The sequence below is a fragment of the Stakelama portus genome, from assembly GCF_003171655.1.
GTDB lineage: Bacteria > Pseudomonadota > Alphaproteobacteria > Sphingomonadales > Sphingomonadaceae > Sphingomonas > Sphingomonas portus.
This window is the reverse complement of the sequence record NZ_QFZL01000002.1, coordinates 249694-272020: the sequence shown is the minus strand read 5'-3', so window position 1 is coordinate 272020 and position 22327 is coordinate 249694. Positions and strand designations below refer to the sequence as shown.

23 protein-coding genes are annotated in these 22327 nt (G+C 63.0%); 4 read left to right on the top strand and 19 right to left on the bottom strand.

What is annotated here, in order from left to right; translation table 11 throughout:
• The first annotated feature begins 92 nt into the window (after positions 1-92).
• Positions 93-320, top strand: coding sequence for a hypothetical protein (locus DKB74_RS06680; protein WP_062912932.1), 228 nt, complete (start codon positions 93-95; stop codon positions 318-320).
• Positions 321-329: 9 nt separating this feature from the next.
• On the opposite strand, the gene DKB74_RS06675 is transcribed toward DKB74_RS06680, so the two are convergent.
• The 18 genes from DKB74_RS06675 to DKB74_RS06590 are packed head-to-tail and all read right to left on the bottom strand — an operon-like array spanning position 330 to position 18313.
• Positions 330-3032: a conjugal transfer protein TraG N-terminal domain-containing protein gene (locus DKB74_RS06675; RefSeq protein ID WP_109807365.1), complete on the bottom strand. Its 2703-nt coding sequence runs from the start codon at positions 3030-3032 to the stop codon at positions 330-332.
• Between the two features lie 39 nt (positions 3033-3071).
• Positions 3072-4496 (bottom strand): conjugal transfer protein TraH, encoded by a 1425-nt coding sequence (locus tag DKB74_RS06670; protein WP_109807364.1) that lies wholly within the window; start codon positions 4494-4496, stop codon positions 3072-3074.
• 1 nt (position 4497) lies between these two features.
• Positions 4498-5334, bottom strand: coding sequence for a conjugal transfer protein TraF (locus tag DKB74_RS06665; RefSeq protein ID WP_109807363.1), 837 nt, complete (start codon positions 5332-5334; stop codon positions 4498-4500).
• Positions 5315-7036 (bottom strand): conjugal transfer protein TraN, encoded by a 1722-nt coding sequence (locus tag DKB74_RS06660; RefSeq protein WP_109807362.1) that lies wholly within the window; start codon positions 7034-7036, stop codon positions 5315-5317. The genes DKB74_RS06665 and DKB74_RS06660 overlap by 20 nt, the downstream gene beginning before the upstream one ends.
• Positions 7033-7743 carry a type-F conjugative transfer system pilin assembly protein TrbC gene (gene trbC / locus DKB74_RS06655; protein WP_239987409.1) on the bottom strand — a complete coding sequence of 237 codons (711 nt, stop codon included), beginning with the start codon at positions 7741-7743 and terminating at the stop codon, positions 7033-7035. The genes DKB74_RS06660 and trbC overlap by 4 nt, the downstream gene beginning before the upstream one ends.
• 50 nt (positions 7744-7793) lie before the next feature.
• Positions 7794-8822 (bottom strand): conjugal transfer pilus assembly protein TraU, encoded by a 1029-nt coding sequence (gene traU, locus DKB74_RS06650; protein WP_109807360.1) that lies wholly within the window; start codon positions 8820-8822, stop codon positions 7794-7796.
• Complete coding sequence (gene traW, locus DKB74_RS06645) at positions 8819-9463, bottom strand: type-F conjugative transfer system protein TraW (protein ID WP_109807359.1); 645 nt, start codon at positions 9461-9463, stop codon at positions 8819-8821. The genes traU and traW overlap by 4 nt, the downstream gene beginning before the upstream one ends.
• The gene (locus tag DKB74_RS06640; RefSeq protein WP_109807358.1) at positions 9460-9984 is read right to left on the bottom strand and encodes a S26 family signal peptidase; all 525 of its coding nucleotides are present in this window, start codon (positions 9982-9984) and stop codon (positions 9460-9462) included. Before DKB74_RS06640 ends, traW begins: the two co-directional genes overlap by 4 nt.
• Complete coding sequence (locus DKB74_RS06635) at positions 9971-10366, bottom strand: TrbI F-type domain-containing protein (RefSeq protein ID WP_239987408.1); 396 nt, start codon at positions 10364-10366, stop codon at positions 9971-9973. The genes DKB74_RS06640 and DKB74_RS06635 overlap by 14 nt, the downstream gene beginning before the upstream one ends.
• Before the next feature lie 8 nt (positions 10367-10374).
• Positions 10375-10770 (bottom strand): hypothetical protein, encoded by a 396-nt coding sequence (locus DKB74_RS06630; protein WP_109807356.1) that lies wholly within the window; start codon positions 10768-10770, stop codon positions 10375-10377.
• A 32-nt stretch (positions 10771-10802) separates the two neighbouring features.
• Positions 10803-13349 (bottom strand): type IV secretion system protein TraC, encoded by a 2547-nt coding sequence (gene traC, locus DKB74_RS06625; protein WP_109807355.1) that lies wholly within the window; start codon positions 13347-13349, stop codon positions 10803-10805.
• Positions 13349-14092 carry a conjugal transfer protein TraV gene (locus DKB74_RS06620; RefSeq protein WP_109807354.1) on the bottom strand — a complete coding sequence of 248 codons (744 nt, stop codon included), beginning with the start codon at positions 14090-14092 and terminating at the stop codon, positions 13349-13351. Before DKB74_RS06620 ends, traC begins: the two co-directional genes overlap by 1 nt.
• 5 nt (positions 14093-14097) lie before the next feature.
• The gene (locus tag DKB74_RS06615) at positions 14098-14988 is read right to left on the bottom strand and encodes a DsbC family protein (protein WP_109807353.1); all 891 of its coding nucleotides are present in this window, start codon (positions 14986-14988) and stop codon (positions 14098-14100) included.
• On the bottom strand, positions 14985-16319 hold the full coding sequence (locus DKB74_RS06610; RefSeq protein WP_109807352.1) for a TraB/TrbI/VirB10 family type IV secretion system protein: 1335 nt from the start codon (positions 16317-16319) through the stop codon (positions 14985-14987). The genes DKB74_RS06615 and DKB74_RS06610 overlap by 4 nt, the downstream gene beginning before the upstream one ends.
• Complete coding sequence (locus DKB74_RS06605; protein ID WP_109807351.1) at positions 16312-17070, bottom strand: type-F conjugative transfer system secretin TraK; 759 nt, start codon at positions 17068-17070, stop codon at positions 16312-16314. The genes DKB74_RS06610 and DKB74_RS06605 overlap by 8 nt, the downstream gene beginning before the upstream one ends.
• Positions 17070-17642: a type IV conjugative transfer system protein TraE gene (locus tag DKB74_RS06600; protein WP_007011019.1), complete on the bottom strand. Its 573-nt coding sequence runs from the start codon at positions 17640-17642 to the stop codon at positions 17070-17072. The genes DKB74_RS06605 and DKB74_RS06600 overlap by 1 nt, the downstream gene beginning before the upstream one ends.
• Before the next feature lie 12 nt (positions 17643-17654).
• Entirely contained in the window at positions 17655-17942 is a 288-nt protein-coding gene (traL, locus tag DKB74_RS06595) for a type IV conjugative transfer system protein TraL (RefSeq protein ID WP_007013892.1), read from the bottom strand.
• 26 nt (positions 17943-17968) lie between these two features.
• Positions 17969-18313 carry a TrbC/VirB2 family protein gene (locus DKB74_RS06590; protein WP_109807671.1) on the bottom strand — a complete coding sequence of 115 codons (345 nt, stop codon included), beginning with the start codon at positions 18311-18313 and terminating at the stop codon, positions 17969-17971.
• 348 nt (positions 18314-18661) lie between these two features.
• Between DKB74_RS06590 and DKB74_RS06585 the strand changes: the two genes are divergently transcribed.
• The 3 genes from DKB74_RS06585 to DKB74_RS06575 are packed head-to-tail and all read left to right on the top strand — an operon-like array spanning position 18662 to position 20166.
• Positions 18662-19123, top strand: a complete 462-nt coding sequence (locus tag DKB74_RS06585) for a transcriptional regulator (RefSeq protein ID WP_054529585.1) — start codon at positions 18662-18664, stop codon at positions 19121-19123.
• A 49-nt stretch (positions 19124-19172) separates the two neighbouring features.
• Complete coding sequence (locus DKB74_RS06580) at positions 19173-19436, top strand: AlpA family phage regulatory protein (RefSeq protein ID WP_109807350.1); 264 nt, start codon at positions 19173-19175, stop codon at positions 19434-19436.
• Between the two features lie 37 nt (positions 19437-19473).
• Positions 19474-20166, top strand: coding sequence for a HEPN domain-containing protein (locus DKB74_RS06575; protein WP_109807349.1), 693 nt, complete (start codon positions 19474-19476; stop codon positions 20164-20166).
• A gap of 17 nt (positions 20167-20183) precedes the next feature.
• Here the strand turns inward: DKB74_RS06575 and DKB74_RS06570 are convergent, their stop codons facing one another.
• Complete coding sequence (locus DKB74_RS06570) at positions 20184-22262, bottom strand: AAA family ATPase (RefSeq protein ID WP_109807348.1); 2079 nt, start codon at positions 22260-22262, stop codon at positions 20184-20186.
• Between the last annotated feature and the right edge of the window lie 65 nt (positions 22263-22327).

Here is a 22327-nt window from a genome sequence, read left to right as displayed (position 1 = left end):
GCCTAGGTTCTGAGGAAAGGCTGCGCGTCTCTCGTGGGGCATGTTTCTATGGCGTGGGCCCTTGTTTCTGCTATGTTCTAAGGAGAAGCGAGATGAATGCGATCATGACCAAGTTTGACATCGACACCGCTGAGCATCGTACTCCGAAGTGGGAGGGGCTGTCCGAAATCGATCAGGCGATCCGTGACAATCGCGTGATGGAGTATCGGATCAAGAAGTCTTGGGCCGACCCGTGGGGACGGAAGCTGACTGTCGCGGGCTTGGCTGTCATTTTAGGCGTGTTTTTGTTCCTTGCCGGTGCGTCGTTCGGACTCTGGTGAATCCATTCATCACCATTCTTTCACTTCATCGGCCGACTCTGCGCTCGCACCCTGTGCACCCTTGGTAGACGCATCAAGGCGGCCTCTGGATCCGCGGATCCGCTGGCGACCGGCATTGTGAGCACGCAGCACTTCGTCGTGAATAGTGCCCGGGTCCACCTGCGGCACGTTTCCAGAGACCCCTCCACCGATTAGGGCACGACCACGGACAGATCCTGGTCCTGTCACCGACGGGCGCGAGATTGGCTGTCCTGGCGTCAGTACGAGCCTGTCCTCGATCCCGTCGCGCAGCTGTTCAGCGTAGCTTTCGATGAATTTGCCCTGCAGCGCCTGACCTTCCGGACCGAGCTGAAACGTCAGGTCGTCGAACCGGACATTGCCGTAGAAGTCGCGATTGCGTTCAATTTCGACCAAGCCCCATTCGCGGTAGGCCTGCGACAAGTTTAGGCTGCCTGCGGCGCTGTTGCCTTCGAAGAACGATGCCTGGCTTTCGAGTCGGTTCGCCAGTTCCTCAGCCCGTCGTGCTTCGCGGCTGTAACTCTGCGCCTCGGTGAGCGAAGCGTTCATGCCGCTCGCGGTCGACGAAATCGAGGAACTCGATGAGGTGCTGACACTGCGAACAAATCCATCTCGCGTGCTCGACCAGTTCCGACTGTCCGAAATCTGCGCAAGGCTCCCGAAGATGCGTGAGCGGTCTTCGGATGCGATGCCGATATCGCTGTCGGTCCAGGTGCGAGTTCCTCCGGCCTTTGCACCCACGTTTGCGGAAAGCACACCGTTAGTAACACCAGCTTTAGCGCCCGCTTCGCCCCCAAGGAACCAAGCGGTCGAAATGTCGTCAGCGGCCCTTCGTGAAAGGCCAAACTGGCGCTGTAGGTTGGTGGATGCCTGGTCGACCTCGTTGAAGGCGGTCTGGATGCTGTCGGAGTTGGATGTGCCGGTCGCGCTCTCGAAAGCCGATCCTCGGCTGAATTGGCTGCGCAGCTCGCGGAACTTCGTGACCGCGCTGGTGGTCGATTCCGTCGCAATGTTCGCATAGCTCTCGCTGTTCGAGCGGGCCTGCGATGCCATCGTCGACAGGCGTGAAGTGAACTCCTGTCCGAGGCTGGGCGTGAAGGGATAGCTCGAGTTGGGAAGCTGGTCGTAGCTGGCTTCAGGGAAACTCGTCGTCATCGAGCCCGTGTCGCTGAATGTCCGGGTCTGCGCCGCGCCATAGGTGAAGCTTGGCGCGATCGTCCCTTGTGCGAACTGGCGGGTCAGAACGCTCGAATTCTCGAAGCTGGTATTGCCCAGCGAGACGTTGCCCGTGCTCGCCTCGCGCGCAGCTTCCTCGGCAGCGTTCTGGCTTGGATTGAGATAGCTAGTCGCATGGTGTGAAATCGCCATGGCGCCCTTGGCAACGCCGCCGGCCAGAAATGGCACCGAGGCGATCAGATAGCCTGCCAGCAGTCCGATATCGCTGTTCACATCGGCCATGCCGGTGAAGCTTGCAAGACTGAGCCCGCTGCTTCCAGCAACCGCGCTCATGTCCGCGGCGCCTTTGTACATCAGCATCATGTGCAGGATCACGAACAGCGGTCCCCATGCCGCCAGGTAGAAGAAACCTGTCACATAGCCTTTGAGTGCCAGCGGCCCGGTCTTGGGCAGCAGGAACAGTGGGAAGAGGACAGGAAACAGGGCGTAGAAGAGCACGGTCAGCACGACATTGAGGAGCGGAACCCACTTCATCGCGTTGCTGGCGATCGAGCCATAGGTTCGCTCGGTCTGAATATCGGCGCGCGTCTGGGCGTAGACATCGACATTGCCCGCGCCGCTCGTTGCCGCCATCGAATGCATGGCCTGGCTCATCGCGTTGATCGTCAGCGTCTGCTTGAAGATCTCGGTCGCATTGGCCGAGACCCCGGTGAGGTACTGGTAAGCCACCGGCAGGTCAGCAAAAAGCTTGGCCTTGGCGAGGGCGGCGGTCTGGTTGGGATAAAGCTGGCGTCCGAAGACCGTCCCCATGCCGTCGATCAGTCCGGCCCACTGCGCGTTCAGCGCATCATAGGCTTCGCGGCAGGTGATGATGTTCGAAGTCACCTGACCGGTCCCGGTGTCGCGGGTCAGGAAGCGCTGGGCCCGCGCCTGACTGCCGGGCGCAATGGTCGTCCAGATGTCGCTGGTCTCGGCGAGTTCCTTCATCGAATATCGGCCAAGCAGCACGTCGTAGAAGACGCATTGCCGGAAGTGCTCGTCGAGATTGGCGGCAAATTCCGGGTCGGAAATGCGCAAGGACCGCGTGGCATCGTAGAGCCGCGCGCCGTAAATCATACCATTCTTCGAGTAGTTGAGATCGCCCGGCAGCCCGAACACCAACTCGGCCGTGCCAGTCAGGTAGTCCCCAACCTGGCTCGTGAAGCTCGCCATCAGTGCAAGCCCCAGCGGCACGTTGCTGACATTGGCGGGAGCGAGACTGGGGTTGAGCCGGTCGGTCACATGGACGTCGAGCCGCGGCACCATCAGGCACGAATAGATCAGCGTCGCGCCGAGGAACCAGTTGATCCAGGCCCGCCAGTCCTGATTGAACGCCAGCGTAATGGCGGAGAGGCCAAGCCCCATGACCATGACGACCTGAAGGAGGCTCTTGTAGCCCCCATTGCCCGTCCAGGCGGCGACCGCCTGAAAGACATTGACCAGGTAGTCGCCGCCGCCAACTGTGAAAATCTCGACCATGATGTTGGGCTCCCGCCTCTTTCGGCGCGCAGAAAGGAATCAGTGGGTAAGAGCGCGCGACTGTACGCCGCGCGACCAGTCGAGCGAGGCGGCCATGCCGGGCGACATTGAGGCGGCGAGCACGTTCTCGATGAACGCGGTCTTCTCGATGATCTGCATGATGGCGTTGATCTTCAGATGCGTGTTCGCCTGCCTGTCGGCGAGTGCCTGCCTGACGACATTCACCTGGCCCTGCCACATCGCGATCTTGGCCTCGTCCGCGCCGATGAAGCTCGACATCGAGCGGCCCGCTTCGCTGACGATCCGGTCGAGGACGGCGAACAACAGGTCGACGCTGGCGATCTCCGCCAGCGTCTCGCGATCATCGGTCGGCATACCGCGACCATAGGCCGCCTGGACCGTCAGGATCTTGTAGAGCGGGATCGAAGCAACCTGGAGCAGTTCCTTCTGCGCGTCGGTGATCGCGGTGTCGTCATGGATCGCCTGGACCATGCCGGCAATCAATGCCGCAACGCGCGGGCGCAGCGCCTTGGATGCGGGAAGGCTGAGCGATTTGAAGCCTGGATCGAGGCACTTGTCCGGCTCGTCGCAGTCGAAGATCAGGACGTTCCCGTTGCTCGTCCCATCGAGCAGTGAAGTAACCAGCGTCGAGGACGCTTCCCCGACGATCGGCACAAACTTGCCCGGCTCATCATCCTTGGGCGGGACATAGATAATCGTGCCCAGCAGCGTCATTGCATATTCGGCGAGTTCCTCGTCGAAAGTGCCATTCGGCGAGAAGAACGCGGACTTCTTGAGGATCGTCCAGGTGTAGTTTCTCGCTACGGCGGGATTGACGTCGTCATATTTGCCCGAGCCCTGCGCTGTCGTACTCGACCGCTGCCCCTTGGTGCCGCACCCGTGCTTGGCGGCGGCATAGTCGGTGAAGATGCCTTCCGAATTGCCGATCGCTTCGCAGATGGCCTTGTCGGCCAGATCGCCCTTGGGCCAGATGCCGCCCACCAGCCCCTGCGCCATTTCGCAGGAATTGATGTTGAGGTTGTTCATGAGCTGAGCCTTCTGGCTGAACTCCTGCATGATCTTCGAGCATTCCGGGCAGACCGTGTCGATCGCCAGGCTGAAAGCAAAGCCGACAGCATTGTTGGCGACAGCCTTCAGCATCGCGACGATCTCGCTCGCGTTGATGAAGCTGAAGGATCCGGCAAAGATGTCGATGCCGCCGCAGCCCGCACGGGCGCGCGGCAGTTGCAGATTGGCGATGTTGGTCGTCTTCTGCGGGAAGCGCGTCCAGACGTTGCCGAGGCTGTAATAGCCTGCCGACTGACCCTCGAACGCGGTCGGCCCATTGACGTTGGCGGCGCCGCCAACATCGTTGAGGAACGAGTCCATCGAACTGCCGACATCGGCCGACGCGCTGGTAAGGGGGAGGGTGGCCGCGAGGATCGCGGCGACGGCACGTTTCATCCTAGTAGTCACGTCCAGCTTCCTTCGATGTGAGGAGGTAAATGCGGTCCTGAAGCTCGTCGGCACTCATCACGCCGTAGCCGATCGGGATGGGCTGACCCTTGGCGGCATCCCAGAGCACCACCGCCGGCGTGACCTTGGGCTCGAGCCCCATCCGGCTGCGCTGGTTGGTCTCGACTGTGTAATTCGGGAAATGGCGTGAGGGGCCGCCGTCCGTTGAAATCGCGCGCACCGTGATGTGCCAGGTCGACGCAACGCTCTGGACGATCGGCGACATGACTTCGCAGGCGCCGCAGCTCTGGGCGAAGAAGTAGAACAGCCCGTAGCGTTCAGAGAGCTGCGCCATCACCGCATTGCGCTCGGCGTTGCGCGAGTCCTGCCACTGGCGCTTGCCGAGCGTCGAGACCGGCCGCTGGAGCGTATAGTCGAGGTCAGGATCCTGCCAGATTGCCCGCTGCCATACATCGCTGAACAGCGATGCCCGGTCGAGCTGGGCGCGCTGGAAGCGGATATAGGCCGTCACATTGGCCGGCGTTGGCTCTAGGATCGCCTTGGCTTTCAGTTCGCGCAGATTTGCCGTGATGGCATCGAGCTGGCTCGTCGCATTCGGAGCAGGCTCAGATGCCTCCTCCCGCACTTCGGGCGGCTTGGGCTTGGCGCAATAGAACCAGTACCCAAGGCGCCGCTCCTCGCAGTAGAAGCTGTCCTGGCTGTCGCTCGTCGTGACCAGCGGCGGTTCCTGGCCGCGTGCCGGAACACTGAGCGCAGGCGCAACGGCGGTGAGCGAGAGGCAGGCGGCAAGCAGCCGCCGGGCGGCCTTATTGGCTGGCGCGGGCATAATAGTCCTCGATTTTCTGCTGGATTTCGGTGGCGGCCTGGAGCTCGTCGGGCAGGCGCGCGGCATCGGTGAATTCTGCGTAGACCTCGCTGAAATCCATCTTGGAAAGATCGAGCCGCGAAAACTCGTCGATGGTAAAGCCAAGGCACTGCTCGGTCTTGGGCTTGCCCCAGGGCTTGTTCAGCTGCTGGCGGCCCTGTTCCTGCAGGATTCGCGAAAGCTTGGATTCAAAGCAGCAATAGACCTTCTTCTTGGTGAGGCAGACGCCCAAAAAGCTGTCCGAACAATAGGTCCCGACGTAGGCGCACAGGCCCTGCACATCACGCTGGTGAAGCAGCATTTCCTCGCGGCTGCAGCCGAGCGCGACGAGCAGCTGGATACCCGGAATGAGCGGGAAGCCTTTGCCCTTGCAGCAATTGAGCACGCCGAAGACCTTGGACGAGCAGGTATTGCGCGTGCCCTTGAACAGGGTGAGCGTGTCGGGATCGAACTCGCGCCGTGCCTGGTCCATCGCGTTGAGCGCGACGACTGCATCCTTGAATTCGTCATTGGCCTCGCGCTCGATCGTCTCGCACGAGCCATCGATGCAATAGACGTCGCCGTCGCAGATGAACTGGCTGGTATCGGCAGGCTGGTCCGGGACCGGGCAATCATAGACCCGCTCCCAGGTCCGACAGGGCTCACCCGAAAGGCAGTCTTCGCGCACCAGCGAGCAGCCGGGCGTGCTTTCCAGAGTCTGGCAGTCCTGAGCTTGCGTAAATTGGGCGCAGGTATAGCTGCGTGACCAGGCCCAGCAGGGCTGGGTGACCGCGATGCCATCGACGATCCGGGTGACGGGATCGCTGTCGGTGCAGGTCTCGGTGTCCTGCTGGCATGAATTGTCCGCAGCAAGGCCTGCGCACTGGCTTTCATCGCGGCTCGTCGTGACGACATTTTCGCCGGTCACGCTGTAGGGCGTCGCGCCATCGACAGGCGCTGTGCAGCTTACGAGATCGACGCGCAGGTCCCCCGAGTTACAGCCCCAGTAGATACCGAGATAGGGATCGCACAGATTGATCGGATAAGACTGCGTGACCGTGCACTGCGGCGCCGGGTAGCGATTGCAATTGTATATCGATGCCGGATCGACGCCGCTCCCGCCGACGCAGTAGTAGCCATAGACCTGCCGCTGCTCGATCGTGGCATTCAGAGTCACCGGGCAGCTTCTGGTCTCCTGGGTCGCGGTATAGCCGACGTTGCAGGTCGCCATGTAGCGCGCTGCGGTGCCGGTTCCCGGAGGCAGGGGGACACAGCGGCCCTGGCTCCCGCTGATGCTCATGCCGCTCGTGTAGGAGAGCGGATCGTCGTTGATGACATTGCTGCGCGCGACAACCGCGTCGAGGTCCTGTGGCGCGAACTGCGCCCGGCGATCCATGGAATCGCGCATGGTCCGGTAGCCGGTGTTCGCCGTGGCCTGACTCGCGGCTTCACGCGCCATCCGGTCAGGATCATCGAAATAGCCCGACTGGTTCGGCACACCCCCGAAATTGGGAATACGGTTTGCATCCGGGTCGGTTGTCGCCGCGCTCTGCGCTGCGGCCGCCTGGTCGCGCCCGAAAGCCTTGCCGTCCGCCTTGGCGGCATCGGTCGTGGTTTGGGCCGAGACGCTTGTCGGCAGACAGGCACAGGCGAGGCAGAAAAGGGGGAGGAGAAGCCGCTTCATGGGTCACTCCGTTGCAGGCGGGCGAGATGCTGGAAGGCGAGGAGCGCGCCGGGACCGCCGCCTTGCGCGAAGGTTTCGAGCGCGTAGGACACGCTGACATTGCCGCTCATCCGGTCGTGGGGCGGAACCTGGGTTCGGCAATCGAAGCCATCGCAGAGATCGAAATCGCTGCTGGTCACCACATAGGTGGGGACCGTCTCGATCCCGAAGGCGCGAAACAGGCGCGGATCGATGCCGACCGCGTCGAGCTTGCCGCCGTCCCCCGCGACTTTCGCGAGTGCTGCGGTCAGGGTCTTGGCGCTGCCCCCTGGCAGCCCGCGAAGCACGACCACACCGCCTGCACGGGCGACGTCGTCCGCCATGGCGCGCAAGGCCGCCGGCGGCATCGAGAGCGAAGCGAACGCGATGAAGCGGGGTGCTTCACCCAAGCCCTCGCTGGCCATGGTGCCCGCGTCGGCCACCATCTTGTCGAAGTCGAAGACGTCCTCGCTTTCTGGCCGCGCGGATCTTGCCGCCTGCTCGGTGTAGCGCTTGCCGTGCGCCTGGGCTTCGGCGGCGCTGTCATTGGCTTGGCTAAGGACAGCTTCCGCGCGCGCGCGGGCACTGGCGGCAAGCGCATCGGCTTCGCTCGCCTCGACCTTGGCGCGGGCGCGGATTGCTTCGAGATCGAGCTCCGGCTCGCTTGTCTGCGCTGCGGCTCCCGCCATAGCGGCGGCGCCAGTGATCGACGCGATTACAAGGAGATGAGGGAGTATTTTCATAGCGCGCAGCAGTTCCGTTTGCGCCAGACCAGATAGCCCATGTCCTCGCCGATGGCGGGATAGACCTGACCTGCCGACATGAAGGTGGTGGAGGCGCCAATGGGCGCGCAGGCGTAGCGGCCCTTGGTCTGCGGATTGGGATTGGTGGCCTGGAAGCGGTATTGCTGCTTCCTCATCACCGGCATCAGATACTTGCCGCAAAGCCCCTTGCTGCCCATCGTGCCCCAGGCGACGAGTTCGCGGTGGAGCTTGTAGGAGAAGCGGGCGAGGGCGAGCCGCGATGCCTGGACGTGCCCGATCGTCGCCGAGACATTCCCGTTCAAGGGATACATGCTGCCCTGGCATCCAGCGCACCAGAAGAGTTCGTCGGTCGGGAGCTTGGCCGTCGCAGCAACGCAGTCAGCCGCACAGGCCGCAAGCGCGAGCGGATTGGCGAAGAGAACCGCTTCGGGATTGATGATCGCGGTGAGCTCGCTGTCCTGCCAGAGCGGATCGATCTCGGTGATGTAGAGAATGTCGACCGAGCCCTGTTCGAGGCACAGGAAATCGGCGACGATCTCCATCCAGTAGATCAGCGGATAGGCATACCAGTGGACATGCCACTGCGAATTGTACTGCGTCGCGCCGCCCACCGCCGAAGGACCGGCCATCGACTTGAACCCGATGTCGAAGCCGGGATCGAGTTTCATCCCGCCGAGATTGACGAAGCACCAGGGCTTCATGCTGACGTCGGCAAGTCGCACCGGCTCCCAGAAGCCCATGGCGATGCCCGGCCGCAAACCGCAGAGGCAAACGGGAAGCGTCGGGTTGCTCGTGTCGGGACGGCTTGACGGCCAGATCTTCAGGCCGCCAACCGAGATCGGAAACAGGCACGACCAGCAGATGTCCGTGATCGGATTGACGAACTTGCCTGTGCAGCGGCCCGGACCGGCAGAAGCATGCGCTGGCGAAGCCGCAGCAAGACTGAGACTGCATGCAAGGATCGCGCAGCATACCCATGCGAGAAGACGATTTTTTTTGCTCATGACGATGCGCGCTCCTTGGGGCGAACCGGCTGCTCGGTAATGATGAGGACGCGGCCCTGCTGCTCGACGGTTGCGGGCACGGCTCGGATGCCGAAATGCTTCACGAGGCTGCCGCCCTGGTCGAAATAGAAGCGGCGCTGGCGGGCCTTCATCAGTTCAAGCGGCGCGCCGCGAACGAGGATGAGTTTGGCCTTGGTGCTGGCATAGCGCCGGGTTGCCCAGGCAAGCTGCTCGGGATCATCGCCGTCGAGGAATACCAGCGGCACACGCAGCGGTACGGTGTCGAGCGGATTGACTCGTGTTCCGGCGGCCACGATCACCCGGCCCTTGTCGTCGGCAATGTCGCGCTCGACGCTGATCGTCGGATCAAATCGCCAGCTACGCGCCGCCGCCGCGGCATTGATCCCCGCGACTGGCTCAGGGCGGTTGACGCGTGCGATCGTGCGCCGCTTCAGCTCTTCGTTGAGCTTGGCCGTCTCGCCGGTCTTCTCGAGATGGGTGAGGCGCGCATGGATTTGCTCGAGCAGGTCAGGCTCGATCACGGACCAGACCGTGCCTTGCTGGCCGTAGTCGCGGGCGCTTGCCGGCGCGGCCATCAGAAGACCGGCTACGAGGAATGGGGCGGCGCGCAGCGGTGTCACAGGATCGGCCTTCCGACCCCGAGAATGCGCCTGGCGCAGATCCACCCGATCGCCGCATAGCGGCTGTCGAAACCGTCCTTGTGCGCGGTGGTGACGAAATAGCAGCCTTGAGGCACCACGCCTGTCGGACCGAGCGCCAGCGGTTCACCGAAACGGCTTGCCCGCTTGGCTACAGCAACCTTGCGGCCATTGACGAAGAAGCTGCGCTCCTTTTCGGTCACGATATCGCCAGGCATGCCGCTCACCTTCTTGCCGAACGGCCTGGGCTTCTTGCCGAAGTGCCTTTCGAGCAGCGGCGAGGCGGGCGGATCGAACAGGATGATCTCGCCGCGCTGCGGCAGCGCGCCGCGTGTCAGCCAGATCGCCCAGTAAGGCAGGCTCGGACTGGCGTTGATCATCAGCGCGTGGTCCTTCGAGAAGGCGGCGAGGGAGGTGAGCGCGAGCGCTGCCGCGCCAAGCCCTGCCCACAGCGCGAGGCGCCGCCCGGTTGGCGAGTGGAGGACAAGATCAGCGGCGCGCATCGGGAATGGCTCCCACGCGGCGCGCGACATCGGCGCGCACGGCTTCGGTGAGATCGGGCGTGCTGCCGGCCACTACCGCTTCGGCGACAAGGACCGTGCGGCCCTCGCGGCCCAGATGTTCGACCGAGGCTTCGACCGCCTGGAGATAGGCCTGGACGCGCATCTTGGTTTCTTCTGGCGGTCGGCCCGCGCGCGCCTCGGCTTCGATGAAGTCGCCCATGATGCGGCTCAGCTGCACGGTCACCACTTCGCGCTTATCGAGCGCGAGCAACTTGTCGGTCGCCCAAACGCCCCAGAGCGCCGAGCCGACCATGCTCAAACCGAGCGCGACGGCGGTCCAGTTCACCGCACCCATGCGGCCGCGCAGGGACTGTGTTGCCAATATGTTCTTCACAGCTTTTCTCCCGAAAGCTCGCGCTCGAGATCGTTGATGAAGCGCGGCAGGCGCCAGACCACGACGAGCGTGGCGACACCGATGAGGACGAACTTGAACTCGTCGAGGAAGCCGATCTGGCGGCCTTGCTCGGCGCCGAGAAAACGGTCCGAAATATTGGCGAGATGGGCGAAGAAGACCCCGGCATCGCCGCCGGAAATCAGAAGGAAGAAGAGCAGCGGCAGCCCGAGCGCCATGAGGTAGCTCGAGGCGAGGAAGGTGCTGCCGCGAAGCACGATGTAGCAAAGGTCGGCGGCATGAGACCGCCAGCCCTTGACCGGCAGATCGATGCTGTCGCTGTCGGCACGGGCATCCTGGGCCCGGTCGATCGGCGTGACGAGATGGAGTGGCATCGGTTTTGGGTGTCCTTGGATGGAGGGAGAAGTCAGGTTCGATTGGCAAAGGCGATCCGTTCGATCGCGTCGGCAAGCTGGTGGCCGCGCGCGATTTCGGCATCGATCGCGGCAAAGGTCTGGGGCGAGCTTGAGAACAGCGTCGCCGAATAGTCGTCGAGGACGAGCCGGCCGATGGCTTCGGTCTCCGGGCCCTTGATGAAGACTTCAGAATAGTCGCTGCCCGAACGCTTCAGGCTGCGGATCAGGGTCTCGGTGCGGTCGTCCATGTCGAGGCGTTTTGACGCCTTGAAATCGGCGATCGTCTCGGGCTTCTGCTGGAGGATCAGCATCCAGTCGCTGTTTTCCAGCGCAGCGGTCGCGCCGTCGGACTTGTAATAGTCGTTGAGTGACTGCGTCGCGGTTGCCAGCGCCCCGCCATATTTGCGGCAAGTGCGGGCATAGGTTTCGACGAACTCGCCCATCGAGCCGCCCTTGAGCATCGACCACGCCTCATCGATCAAGAGCAGCTTCCTCACCGAGCGCGGGCTGCGGGTCATGGCCTGGCTGGTCATGAACATGATCGCCGAGAGAACGACGCTGCGCAGTTCCTCGCGGGTGGCAAGGTCCGACATCTCGAAGACGGTAAAGTCGGTGTCGAGATCGAGGCTCGCCTGGCCTTCGAAGAAGGCGCCATAGGTGCCGCCGGCCATGTATGGCGCAAGCGCCGTGGCGAGATCGCTCGCGGCTTCATTGCCGAGACCGGCCAGCGCTTCGCCGACGCCGGTGATCGAGGCATCGACGCCCCGGTCGCTCCAGACCATGTTAACCGCCCGGTCGATCAGGCCGCGCTCGGTGTCGTTAAGCTTTGCGCTGTGTCGCGCCATTTGGCCGACGATCGCCTTGACCATGCCGAAGCAGTCGAGCCGGTAATCCTCGTCTTCGGCCGCGCGCTCGCCATCGATCATCGAGAACGGATTGAGGCAGAAGCCCGCCTTCATCGTGAACTCGACGAACCGGCCGCCTTGCAGCTTCACCGAATGCTCGAAGCTGCGTCCGTCGTCGATGACCACGACCTGCGCGCCCGCACCCCGAAGCGCCGCGCACATTTCCTGGAGCAGCACAGACTTCCCCGAGCCGGATTTGCCGCAGATCGCGACATTGTGGTTGCCAGCATCGTTCTCGAACGGCGACCAGAAGAAGGGCTGACCGCGTCGGCCCACGAACAGCAGGTGCGGATGGACGCTGCCGAGATATTCGCCCTGCATGGGAGCGATATTGGCCGCTGTCGTCGAGAGCACGGTCTTGAAGCGCTTGAGGCGCTCCATGTCCGCGCCAAGCCCATCGGCCAGCGTCATCGGCATGGCCGCGAGCAGCCCCTGGATCTGCAGGTATCGCTCATCGGCAAGATCCCAGCCCGCCGCCTTGTAGATCGACTTGATCGCGCGTTCGTCGCGGTCCCCGCGGCCGAGCGGGGAGTAGGTCGTCAGGCCATAGAAGACCCGCACCAAACGTCGGCCTTCCTGCAGCTCGGATTGCACATGCTGCCACTCGGCCGCTTGCTCGCCGATGCGGGGCAGGAAACGCGCGCTGCGCGTTCCGGCAAGGCTCGTCGTACGCATGAACTTGAAGCCGGCCTTGGCCGAAGCGGCTTCCTGATCGGGATAGACGAGGCACAGCATCGTTGCCGCCGGGCAGGGGAAGCGCAGCTTGTCGGTGAACATGTCGCCGATGAGCCGTGCGCATTCCCACGGCGCCCAGCGCTGGGGCATGTTGCGCGAGGAAAAATGCCGCACGTCGAAGGCATCGGGGTAGACCGTGCCGATCTCGGGAACGCCGTCCTCGATCTTGCCCGTCGCACGAAACCGCTCGGTGACGAGCCGCATCCGGTCTTCGTGGATGACGAGCTCGATATCGTGCCGGATTGCCTGGGCCGCGATGGCGTCGTTGGGATTGTAAGGCACGGCATCGTCCTGCGGCGCGGTGGTTGGCGAGGTCAGGTCGTCGATGATCGCGATCAGTTGCTGGGGCTCGACTTCGGCCACGCCCAGATTGAGCGACTTCAGCATGGCAATAAGGCCGTCGCGGGTCTGCTTGAGATCCTCATTGCTGACTGCTTTGGACGCAGGCACACCGACCGAAACGATGACCTGATGGTGCCGGGCGTGGAAGGGCGCATCCTGCGAGCCCGATTCCCAGACGAGGCCGTAGAGCCGCCGGGCGCGGTGACGGGCAATCGCCTCGTAGACGCCGCCCTGAACATAGCGCGGCGCAAACCAGGGTGCGACGATCCGGCTGATGCGCGGGGATGCGAGATGCAGAACCTGGAGACAGGCGCCTGCCGGAAGCCCTTCGGAGAAGAACGACCCGAGGATCTCGCCAGTGCGTTCGTCCGCCCCGATCAGAGGAGTGACCGAGAGCACGAAGCCTTTGGAGCGCGCGTTGAAATAGAGCCGGCTCGTCGGATCATAGACCCGGTAGGGGAGCCAGTCCGACAGCAGATCGAGCATCAGGGCAGGCCGGTCATGTTCAGCGTGCTCGGCATCGCCCAGAAGGCCGGTGAGGAGCCTGTCGACAATCGTCTTGAGTTTCTCGGCCATCACTTGGGCTCCTTTTGTGCCTTGGCGGCGTTCTTGGCGGCCTCGATCGCCTCGATGGTCGGGAAGATCAGCGGGGCCTTGTCGGCAGAGGGCCGAGGGGTTCGATCATGCGGGGGCTGCGCCATGTCGAACCCCTCGACCGCCGGTGCGCTCGCACCGGCAACGGCCTCGCGCGCCGTGGAGGGGAGGACCAGCGGCGAGGCAGAGGAGATGTCCTCGAGCGAGGACGAAGGCTGAAAGGGCTGACCGAGATCGAACGTCTCGGCATCAGGCTGTTTGGCCTGGGGAAGGGCCGTGGTTTCGTTCAGGAGATCGCTCTTGGCCTGTGCGGCCTTCAGCTGGCGCCTGAGCTGCCGCATCAGCGGCGGGGCGGTATCCTCGCCTGCCTTGCGGCGCAGTTCTGCGGCCCAGCGCGGATTTTCGACCACCGCCCAGGCGACCGCATCGTCGTGCAGCGTTCCGGATTCATCGATGTGCGCCGGAAAGACGATCCTGAGCGTACGTTCGGAGGTGCGGCCCTGATCGCCGGATGCGACGGGGACAGGAGGACGCAAGCCGTCCTGGACCGGTCCGGTCGCGGACAAATCCTTGGTCGCGCGGGCATCGATCACCTGGCTGGGTGCGCAATCGCCCTTGGGAGCACGACAGGTGAAATCGCCTTCGATATTGGTGCCGAAGGTGGCGCAGCCGCTGGTCAGCACGGCAAGGCAGGCAGAGGCGAGAATACGGCGGGAAAATCCCATGACGATTATCCTTTCTTGGCCGGAGCGGGGGCTGCCGCTTTTGCGGGCTTGAGGAATTCGCGGAGCACGGAAGCCGGGCGATACCCTTCAAGGATCGCGCCGTCCGACGGGCGTACGATCACCGGCGTTCCGTTGAAGCCATGGGCCTTGGCAAAGGCCTCGTTGGCATCGAGCCCGCTCGTGTCGCACGGCTTCGGGTTGGCGAGGGCGAGACCCGAATAGGCCATATGCAGGGACAGCTCGGGGCGCGGCGAGCACAGCACCCGTTCGGCATCGCGGCGGCTGTCGGCCCCGAAGATCGAAATGGGCCGCTCCTCGACGCGCGCGCCGATCGCCTTCAGTTCGGCTTCGAGCTTCTTGCAGTAGCCGCAGTGGAAATCGGAGAAGACGACGACCTTGGGGCCGTTGGCTGGTCCCCAGGTGATCGCGCCGTTCGCGGGCAGGCCGGCGAGCGATACCTTCTGCGGGGTGGCGCGCGGGGCGGGCTGGCTTTCTTCGTTGGCATTGCTCCGCCGTGCAGCACCAGCAGCCAGCAAGTCTGGGTTGAGTGCGAGGAGACGGGCTGCCGTCAGGTCTTGCCGCGCCTCCATGTCGTAGATGCGCCCGATCACCAGATATTTGGCCGCGCGATCGACGTAGAACAGCGTCGATTTCGAGGCGACTTCGCACAGGCCGCCAAGGCCATCGCAGGTGATGGCGTCGATCGGCGTCTTCGGGAGGCGCAGCTTGAGCGCGGCGCGCACCTTTGCCGTGTCGGGAGCCTGGGCCGGGGAGGCGAGGCTGGCCACGCCCCAACCCGTTGCGGCTGACAGGGCGACGACGGCAGCAACGGTCGCCACCGGTCGCAGCCAGCGCCGCGGCTTGGTGGGGGTTGGATCATTTGTGACGGGGGTCATTGGGAGTTCCTCACGTAGACGCCGTCGAGGAAGACGATCTCGACATCGATGCCGGTCGGCATCTCGACGACGGGTTGGTATTGTTCGGCGCGCTCGATCAGATATTTGCTGACCGTATCGGCGGCATCGGCAGCGCCCTGGCCGAGCCCACCGCCGAGGATGTCGCCGGCAGAGAGCTTCGAGCGGGTGCCATCGGCATTGGTCGTGACGCCGGAGAAGACGCTGTTGGCGTTCGCCGAAAAGCCGCGCCCGAACCCGCCGACAATCCCGGCAAGCAGAGCCTGGCTGACAAGGCTGCCCTCGCGGCTGACGACACGGCCACGCACGCCCGATTTTCCAGCAAAGCTGATGAAGCCTTTGACCTCGCTCACCGCGACGCGCCCACCGGGCTGGTCGCAGGTCATCCGCGCCAGCTTCACGTAAACCTTTTCGGACGAGAGATCGCCGCGCGCTGCGCCATTGACGATGCAGCCCTGAAGCCGCGTGGTCAGAACCTTGCCGTTCTGCATGACCGATCGCGCCGGACCGGTAATGCGCAGCACCACGGGAAGCGGATCGGTCTGGCTCGCGACGCCCGCTGATGCATCGACGCCGACAATGACCTTGGCAGGAGCATAGGAATTGGGCGGCAGATAATCCGGCGAGTCCTCGACCACCACCGGCGGCGCTTCCGGGCGAGCCGCTCGCAGTCCACTGGCTCCTGCCTTGTCGGAGGTGAAGCTCATGAGTTTGACCTCACCGGGACCGGGCAGGCCGGTTTCGTTCGCGCCCAGCGCAGCACCCGCGGGAGCAGGCTGAACCGGTCGGCCGCGCGCATCGTAGCCACCCGCCTGCGGGCCATAGGCCGGTGGCGGCAGGCTTGCGGCTGCAGGGGCGGACTGGCTGGCAAGGCGTGACTTGAGATCCGCATTCTCAGCCGAGATCGCATCGATCGCGGCCTGGCCATCGACCCGCATGGCCTGGTTCTCGGCCTTGAGCGCGGCAAGCTGGGATTCGATTTCCTCGCGCGGGAGGCTCGCGTCCTTCATGGCCTTCTGCTCGCGGGTCACGGCATCGAGACGGTTGCCGTAGGTCGCGACGAACTCGCGCTGCGAAAGGTCGCGATTGATGAGTCCTGCCGTGTCGATGGTCTGCGCGGCGGTGGGATCATCGCTCTTCGCCTTGTCGTCGCCGCCCAGGATGAACCAGCTGCCGCCGACAAGCGCGAGTGCGCCCAGGGAGCCAAGCAGAAGCTTCTGCCGCCGTGCGGTCTTCGCGTTGAGGCTGGTTACTGGCGACGGCGATGCCGGATCGGCCTGTACCGGGGTTGAGATCGAGGGAGCATCAGTCATGGCCCAACCCTCCGTTCGAACCGACGATGAAGGCGACCGTGCTTTCTCCCGATTTGAGAGTGGGCTGGGCGATCGAGATTGCGAGTGTCTGGGAGGATGCGAGATCCGCTTCGGCAAGCATCAGCGGCTTGCGGCCACGGTTCGCCAGGCGGATGACCTTTCCGGCGAGCGCGCTGCCGCGGTAATCGGCGATGAGCTGGATTTCGAGATCGCCGACCCGTGCCGGAAGGGCTGAGGATTGCCTGACTTCGAAGCCATCGACCGTCCGGTCATTGGCCATGGCCTGGATGAGCCGCACTGCGCTCGTCTCCAGCGGCGTTTGGCTTTCCCAGCCAGATGCCTTGTTTGTCGCGATCGCCGGGTTGGTGATGAAGACCTGCACTGCCGGGACAGGCTCGACCTGGCAGGAGACCTTGTAGACGAAGCCCTTCTTGGTCGTGGCGAAGAAGCTGATCGACCGCGCCGCATAGGTTTCGGGCACCGACACGTAGATGTCGCCGCGCAGCGGTTCGTTGGTGACCGCAAAATCGTTGTAGGGCGTGCCGGTCGAGATCTTCGACACGCTGGCAAACTGGTCGTCGACGAGCGCGAAGCGCGTCAGCTCGCGGGCCGACACGGCGCATTCGATGCTCGCTCCGTCTGCAGCCTGTTTGAACTGGTCTGCGGCTTGGGCGCCGCTCCCTGAAAATGCGAGGATGGTACTGGCACAAAGAGCCAGGCTCCACGCACGTGTCTTGCGTCGGTAAGCCATCACTGGGCCTCCTTCGTGGGATCTTTGGGTGGCAACTGGCTGAAGCCTGACAGCGCGAGACGCAGGCCCCGGTAGGTCCAGTTGAAGCGGAAACGGCGTTCGTCGCTCGCGATGACCTGGGCGCCGACAAAGGTCTTGAGCGTGCCCGTCACATCGGAAGTCAGCCCCTTGGGGTCGACGGTCATCGACCGGATGACGAAGGCCTGGGTGACATCCGACCCCCGCTGCTCTTCGACAATCCGGACGAGATCGGCCTTGAGGCGTCCGTAGCTTGCCGGATCGGCGAGCTTCAGGATCTCGTCCATCCAGTAGTCGAGGCCCTCGGGGCTGCGATTGAGGAGAACGAGCGCGGCATCGCGGGTCACGAGTTCGAGATAGTCGGCCTCGACCCCCGCGCTGCTGACAGTGAGCTGCTTGGGGAGTGTTGGCAGGAGGACGACTTCGCGGTCGCGGGTGGCAGCAAGGCTGACCGCTACGACGAGCGCAATGCCAAGTCCGGCGCTGGTGAGCGCAAAGAGGTTGCGCTGGCGCAGCAGCGACTGCTGACGCTCGTGTGAAATGTCGGCAAACATGGATATCTCCCCTCAACCGGCAAGCAGGCGGCAGTGGGAAGGCGGCGTCGATTTCAGGCCCAGCAATCCGGCCGGCAGATACCAATAGGCGGCATGGGCTACCCAGGAGCTGGCGCGTCCTGCTTTTGCCTTTCGCAGCGCGAACCAGGCGCCGAAGGCAACGATGATGCCGATAAAGATATGCTGGCTGAGGATTCCCCAGGTGAAGGGGATGAGCATCCCGGCGAACTCGTCGATGGTCCAGAAGCCGATGAGCTCCGGATCGTCGAGCCGACGCGGGATGATATATGGGTCTGCCATGGCGACGCGCCTTCCCGTCCGATGCGTCAGATGACCGCGGTCACGACCGAGGTGACGATCGGAACACCCGTGCCGACGCCGATGCCGACGCCGACCGGAACAGCGACCTGTCCGAGCGAGAACCGGCCCGAGGCGAGACCGATGAGGCCGCCTGCAAGGCTGAGGACGGTGATGATCTTGCCGCCCGAGCCTTCGAGGAAATCCGTGAATTTCGTGAGGGCAGGGGTGAAGGTCGTGTCGGCGCCAGCGTAGGCAGCGCTGGCGGCCAGTGCTGCGACAGCAAGCGGTACTGCAATGGTCATGGCCCGCCCGAACTTCGAGGGGTTGTGATCAATGGCGCCGGAACGCCGGGAGAGGGTGAGAGACTGCATATGGAGCTCCATCTGGAGGGGTGAACCCAGCGTTCTTTCGTTCGCTGTGTGTTTCACATGCATCTAGGAAATCGATGTAGGAAAGTCGGATTGCCGCTGGGGCTGAAGTGACGGACGGATATGGACGCATCGATCGGCCGGCGTCGGCGATAATACGCAGAAACAGCGGCTTAACTCGTGATTAGCGTCGACGAAACCCGACAGGGGCGGCGGTGAATGTCGGCGACTCGGATCTAGGGGGTGATTCGCCTAGAAACGAGATGTTCTGTAAATGTTCTTTTCATTTTCCTACATCGATCGCGCGCGATATGGCTACGACTCAGTTCCTCATCGTTGGAGTTTTTGTCGATGCATCAGCCCGCGCCATTCCGAGGCGAAGCCAACACCAGCCTCGCGCACATTCTCGCCCATGCAATCGAGTCGTCTGACAAGCCCAAGCACCAGATCGCTCGAGAAGTCGGGATCCACCGCGAGACCCTGCTTCGTGTCATGCGCGGCGATCGGCCGATCGGCCTTGATGAAGCCGCGCGCGTTCTCGATGTCTGCGGCGCCTTTCCCCGCGCCAGCATGATCCTCGCCCTGGCTGGTCAGGAGGATCTCGCCTGCGAATGGATGCGCAGCGAAATGGGGGAGTTCCTTGAGGACTTCTTTACGGCCTTGCCAGGCCAGCTCGAACGGACGCTTGGGCGACGCGTCGAAGATTTGCGACCCCGGTGGGCGAACGGCACTTCGCAGCTCGTCGCCCGCATGCTTGCCAAGCACATTGATGATTTTGCCAACCGCGACATTTCGATGGCGCTGCCGCGCTGATTCAATTCACCTCGGAGGGGACCGAGATATTGACCTGACAGGAGCGATCATGAATGCACATCCCCAGTTTTCCGAGGACAGCGCGAGCGCAGATCAAGCATCTCCGCAAGTCCCTCCGCCGCCCCGGCTCTTGCGGCTGCCCGAGGTCATTGACCGGGTCGGCCTGCGTCGTTCGGCTATCTATCAGCGGATGAGCGAAGGGCGCTTTCCCAAATCCCGCTCGCTCGGCCCCAAATGCACGGTGTGGGTTGAGGAGGAAATCGACGCGTGGATCAGATCAATTGCGGACAAGCCGCATCGAGACGTTCTGTAAACTATCCCGAAAGAAATCATCGCGCTAAGTTGTGCGCATGGTTTATCGATACCCGACAGGCAATCCCCTCCATCCTGAAGCCTTGAAAGAGAAGCAGCGGGCGCTTCGCGACGGCTTTTCTACGCCGTTGACCCTTCGCGTTCATCGCGCACTATCGTGGCTGCGCCGGGCCGAAGAAGAACAGGATGACCAGGACGTTCGCTTCATCCTACTGTGGGTCGGGTTCAACGCGGCCTACGCCGGTGACGTAGAAGCCTCGGCCAGCAGCTCAGCGCCGGAAGGTGAACGTGGACTCTTCCAGTCGTTCTTCTCGACGCTCGTAAAGTTCGATGGGCGTCACCGTGTCTACGACGCGGTTTGGCAGCGGTTCAGTCAGGAGATCCGCCTCCTTCTCGACAATCGCTATGTCTACCATCCCTTCTGGCAGCATCAGAACGGTGTTTCAGGTTACGAGGACTGGGAGCACAAACTCGAGCGCGGTCGCATAGCCATCAATCACGCGTTGCGCGAACACGATACGGTTCGGATCCTGTCGATCCTGTTCGATCGGCTCTACGTCCTGCGAAATCAGCTGGTGCATGGCGGCGCGACCTGGAACAGTGATGTCAATCGCGACCAGGTTAGAGACGGAGCTTCACTGCTGGGTTGTCTGCTACCGATCTTCATCGATCTGATGATGGACAATCCCCAGCATGCATGGCCGATGCCGAACTACCCGGTCGTCGACTAGCCAAACTGCTGAGTTTTTCATGCGGCTTCTTGTTCGCAGGGTTTCAGTCGCTGCATCGGTCCGCTCGCTCTTGGAACGTGAAAACCCATGACGCCGCGGCCGTGATCGCCGCGCGCATCAATTTCCTCGCGCAGCCAGCGCAGCAGAACAGCCGGCTCGCGCTCTGAAAGCAAGTGAGCACGGTGCGCGACGACGGCAAAATCACCTGGCGTTTGTCCCTCATGGACTGGCCACTCCGTCGGCCAGACCTGGCCAAAGTGTGCCTGAAAGAGCTTGCGTGCCTGGTCCGTCGTCATCGACCTGAAGGTGGCGCGCATGGTGAAGCGCCGCTGCGTCGCCGCATCCAGCTTGTCGGCGAGGTTCGTCGTGGCGACGAACGGTGTCCGCAGGTGTTCGAGTTGGACGAGCATCTCGTTGACCTGGCTGACTTCCCAACTTCGTTGCCCGGCCTCGCGCCTGTAGAGGAAACTGTCTGCTTCATCGATAAGCAGCATGGCGCCGCGTTCCGCGGCCCTGGCGAATGCCTCGGCGATGTTCTGCTCGGTCTCGCCGACAAATGGGCTCATCAAGTCCGAGCACCGTCGCTCTTCGACCTCGATGCCCATGACCTCGGCGAGGTGCCTTGCAAATGCAGACTTCCCTGTCCCGGATGGCCCCGAAAGCAACAGGCTCCACCCACGGTCCGGCGAATTTGCCAGTTGCTCTGAAAGTCGAGCAAGATCGGTGTCCGCTCGCGACAACTGCGGGTCATAGACGGAACTTCCCGGACTATCGGGTGCGCAAGACTGACCTAGAATGCGCATCACGCTGTGAATGGCAGTCTTTGCAACATCGGCTCCACCACAGGCGAGTTGAGCCGCCTTCAGGCCTGACGCGACGACGGCCGGCGGCGCTTTCAAACTCGCAATATCGCGCAGCTCTGTTGGGCTAAGCGAAACCGATGCAGCTTCTGCCGATCTCTTTACGACACGCTCGCGCACAGAGAAGCGTGGTCGGTCGAAGCCAATGGCAAGGGTCATCCGCCGCAGGATTGCCGGGTCAAGCCGAGAACGCTGATTGACGATCCAGATCGTCGTCACTTGCGGGTTCTCGACCAGGCGATTGATCCACTGCTTCGAGCTGCCCTTGCGTTCGCTCATCATGAGCACGTCATCTGCTTCATCGACAACAATGACGCGATTCCGGCGATGACGGCACATGGCACGCAGCACCATCAGATGATCAAGGCGTTCGGAGCGCTCGGGTTCATTGCCGAAATCGTCGGCAAGGCCTGCGAAGATAGCACCGCTTCCGGCTTCCGCGGCCAGCGTGCGAGCAAATTCTGTTTTCCCCGTGCCGGGCTCGCCAAACAGCAGAATGCTGACCGGCTCCTTGGTGGCCAGAACCTTGAGTGCGACGCCGCGCAGCGGATCAATGTGCTCAAAATCGTCCCACAGCAATGAGCCTGCTTCCGGATTCGGCATGAGCCAGCGCAGCATCTCTTCTTGTGTCTCGGCATTCACGCGGATGAGGCGCTTGAGCAGCGGACTCAGACTATACTCACCATCCCGATCGTCGTGCAGCAGCCGACAGGAAAAGAGCGGAGCGCCAGGCATCAACTTCTGCTCGACAAGGTTACTTTCCAGTCCGGAGAGGCGCGCGACCACGGTCGGAGTGAGGTTGCTGCAGGAGAAGGGGGCCCGGCGCACAAGGTCGCGCCAGCATTCCAGCTTTCCCCAGCGCGCAAAGATGGTGAGGATCGTGATTTCGGTATCGTCGAGGCCAAACAGCTCACCAACCCAGCCAAATATGCGGTCAAGGTCGGTAGTTTCAGGACGCTTGAGCGCCAATTGCCTTGCGATCGTTCGCATCTCCGTCGAAGAGGGCCTCTCGCGATTGGCCACCTTGCTCAAGGCATCGACCGGCACTTCCTGCTCGATCAGTTCGATCAGGTCCTCGCCGCAGCGCTTCAGCTGATGAGAAGTCAATGCGCGCAGCACTCTCGCCGCAGCATTTGCAAAATGCGCTGCTTCGCCTTTCGGGTGCGGGCCGAATTCGGTTTGTGCAGTCAGACGACGTCCCATTTTCTTCGCGATCTCCCTGAGTGGCGGTTCCATTTCCGGTCATAAACCACATTCATGCGACAAAAATGGTCGTAAAAAGCGTGGATCGATGTCGAACT

Bases quoted from the DNA above. Each gene is read 5' to 3' on its own strand.
- DKB74_RS06680 (WP_062912932.1), top strand. From the start codon at position 93: ATGAATGCGATCATGACCAAGTTTGACATCGACACCGCTGAGCATCGT.
- DKB74_RS06675 (WP_109807365.1), bottom strand. From the start codon at position 3,032: ATGGTCGAGATTTTCACAGTTGGCGGCGGCGACTACCTGGTCAATGTC.
- DKB74_RS06670 (WP_109807364.1), bottom strand. From the start codon at position 4,496: ATGAAACGTGCCGTCGCCGCGATCCTCGCGGCCACCCTCCCCCTTACC.
- DKB74_RS06665 (WP_109807363.1), bottom strand. From the start codon at position 5,334: ATGCCCGCGCCAGCCAATAAGGCCGCCCGGCGGCTGCTTGCCGCCTGC.
- DKB74_RS06660 (WP_109807362.1), bottom strand. From the start codon at position 7,036: ATGAAGCGGCTTCTCCTCCCCCTTTTCTGCCTCGCCTGTGCCTGTCTG.
- trbC (WP_239987409.1), bottom strand. From the start codon at position 7,743: ATGGCGGGAGCCGCAGCGCAGACAAGCGAGCCGGAGCTCGATCTCGAA.
- traU (WP_109807360.1), bottom strand. From the start codon at position 8,822: ATGAGCAAAAAAAATCGTCTTCTCGCATGGGTATGCTGCGCGATCCTT.
- DKB74_RS06640 (WP_109807358.1), bottom strand. From the start codon at position 9,984: ATGCGCGCCGCTGATCTTGTCCTCCACTCGCCAACCGGGCGGCGCCTC.
- DKB74_RS06630 (WP_109807356.1), bottom strand. From the start codon at position 10,770: ATGCCACTCCATCTCGTCACGCCGATCGACCGGGCCCAGGATGCCCGT.
- traC (WP_109807355.1), bottom strand. From the start codon at position 13,349: ATGGCCGAGAAACTCAAGACGATTGTCGACAGGCTCCTCACCGGCCTT.
- DKB74_RS06620 (WP_109807354.1), bottom strand. From the start codon at position 14,092: ATGGGATTTTCCCGCCGTATTCTCGCCTCTGCCTGCCTTGCCGTGCTG.
- DKB74_RS06615 (WP_109807353.1), bottom strand. From the start codon at position 14,988: ATGACCCCCGTCACAAATGATCCAACCCCCACCAAGCCGCGGCGCTGG.
- DKB74_RS06610 (WP_109807352.1), bottom strand. From the start codon at position 16,319: ATGACTGATGCTCCCTCGATCTCAACCCCGGTACAGGCCGATCCGGCA.
- DKB74_RS06605 (WP_109807351.1), bottom strand. From the start codon at position 17,070: ATGGCTTACCGACGCAAGACACGTGCGTGGAGCCTGGCTCTTTGTGCC.
- DKB74_RS06600 (WP_007011019.1), bottom strand. From the start codon at position 17,642: ATGTTTGCCGACATTTCACACGAGCGTCAGCAGTCGCTGCTGCGCCAG.
- traL (WP_007013892.1), bottom strand. From the start codon at position 17,942: ATGGCAGACCCATATATCATCCCGCGTCGGCTCGACGATCCGGAGCTC.
- DKB74_RS06590 (WP_109807671.1), bottom strand. From the start codon at position 18,313: ATGCAGTCTCTCACCCTCTCCCGGCGTTCCGGCGCCATTGATCACAAC.
- DKB74_RS06585 (WP_054529585.1), top strand. From the start codon at position 18,662: ATGCATCAGCCCGCGCCATTCCGAGGCGAAGCCAACACCAGCCTCGCG.
- DKB74_RS06580 (WP_109807350.1), top strand. From the start codon at position 19,173: ATGAATGCACATCCCCAGTTTTCCGAGGACAGCGCGAGCGCAGATCAA.
- DKB74_RS06575 (WP_109807349.1), top strand. From the start codon at position 19,474: ATGGTTTATCGATACCCGACAGGCAATCCCCTCCATCCTGAAGCCTTG.
- DKB74_RS06570 (WP_109807348.1), bottom strand. From the start codon at position 22,262: ATGGAACCGCCACTCAGGGAGATCGCGAAGAAAATGGGACGTCGTCTG.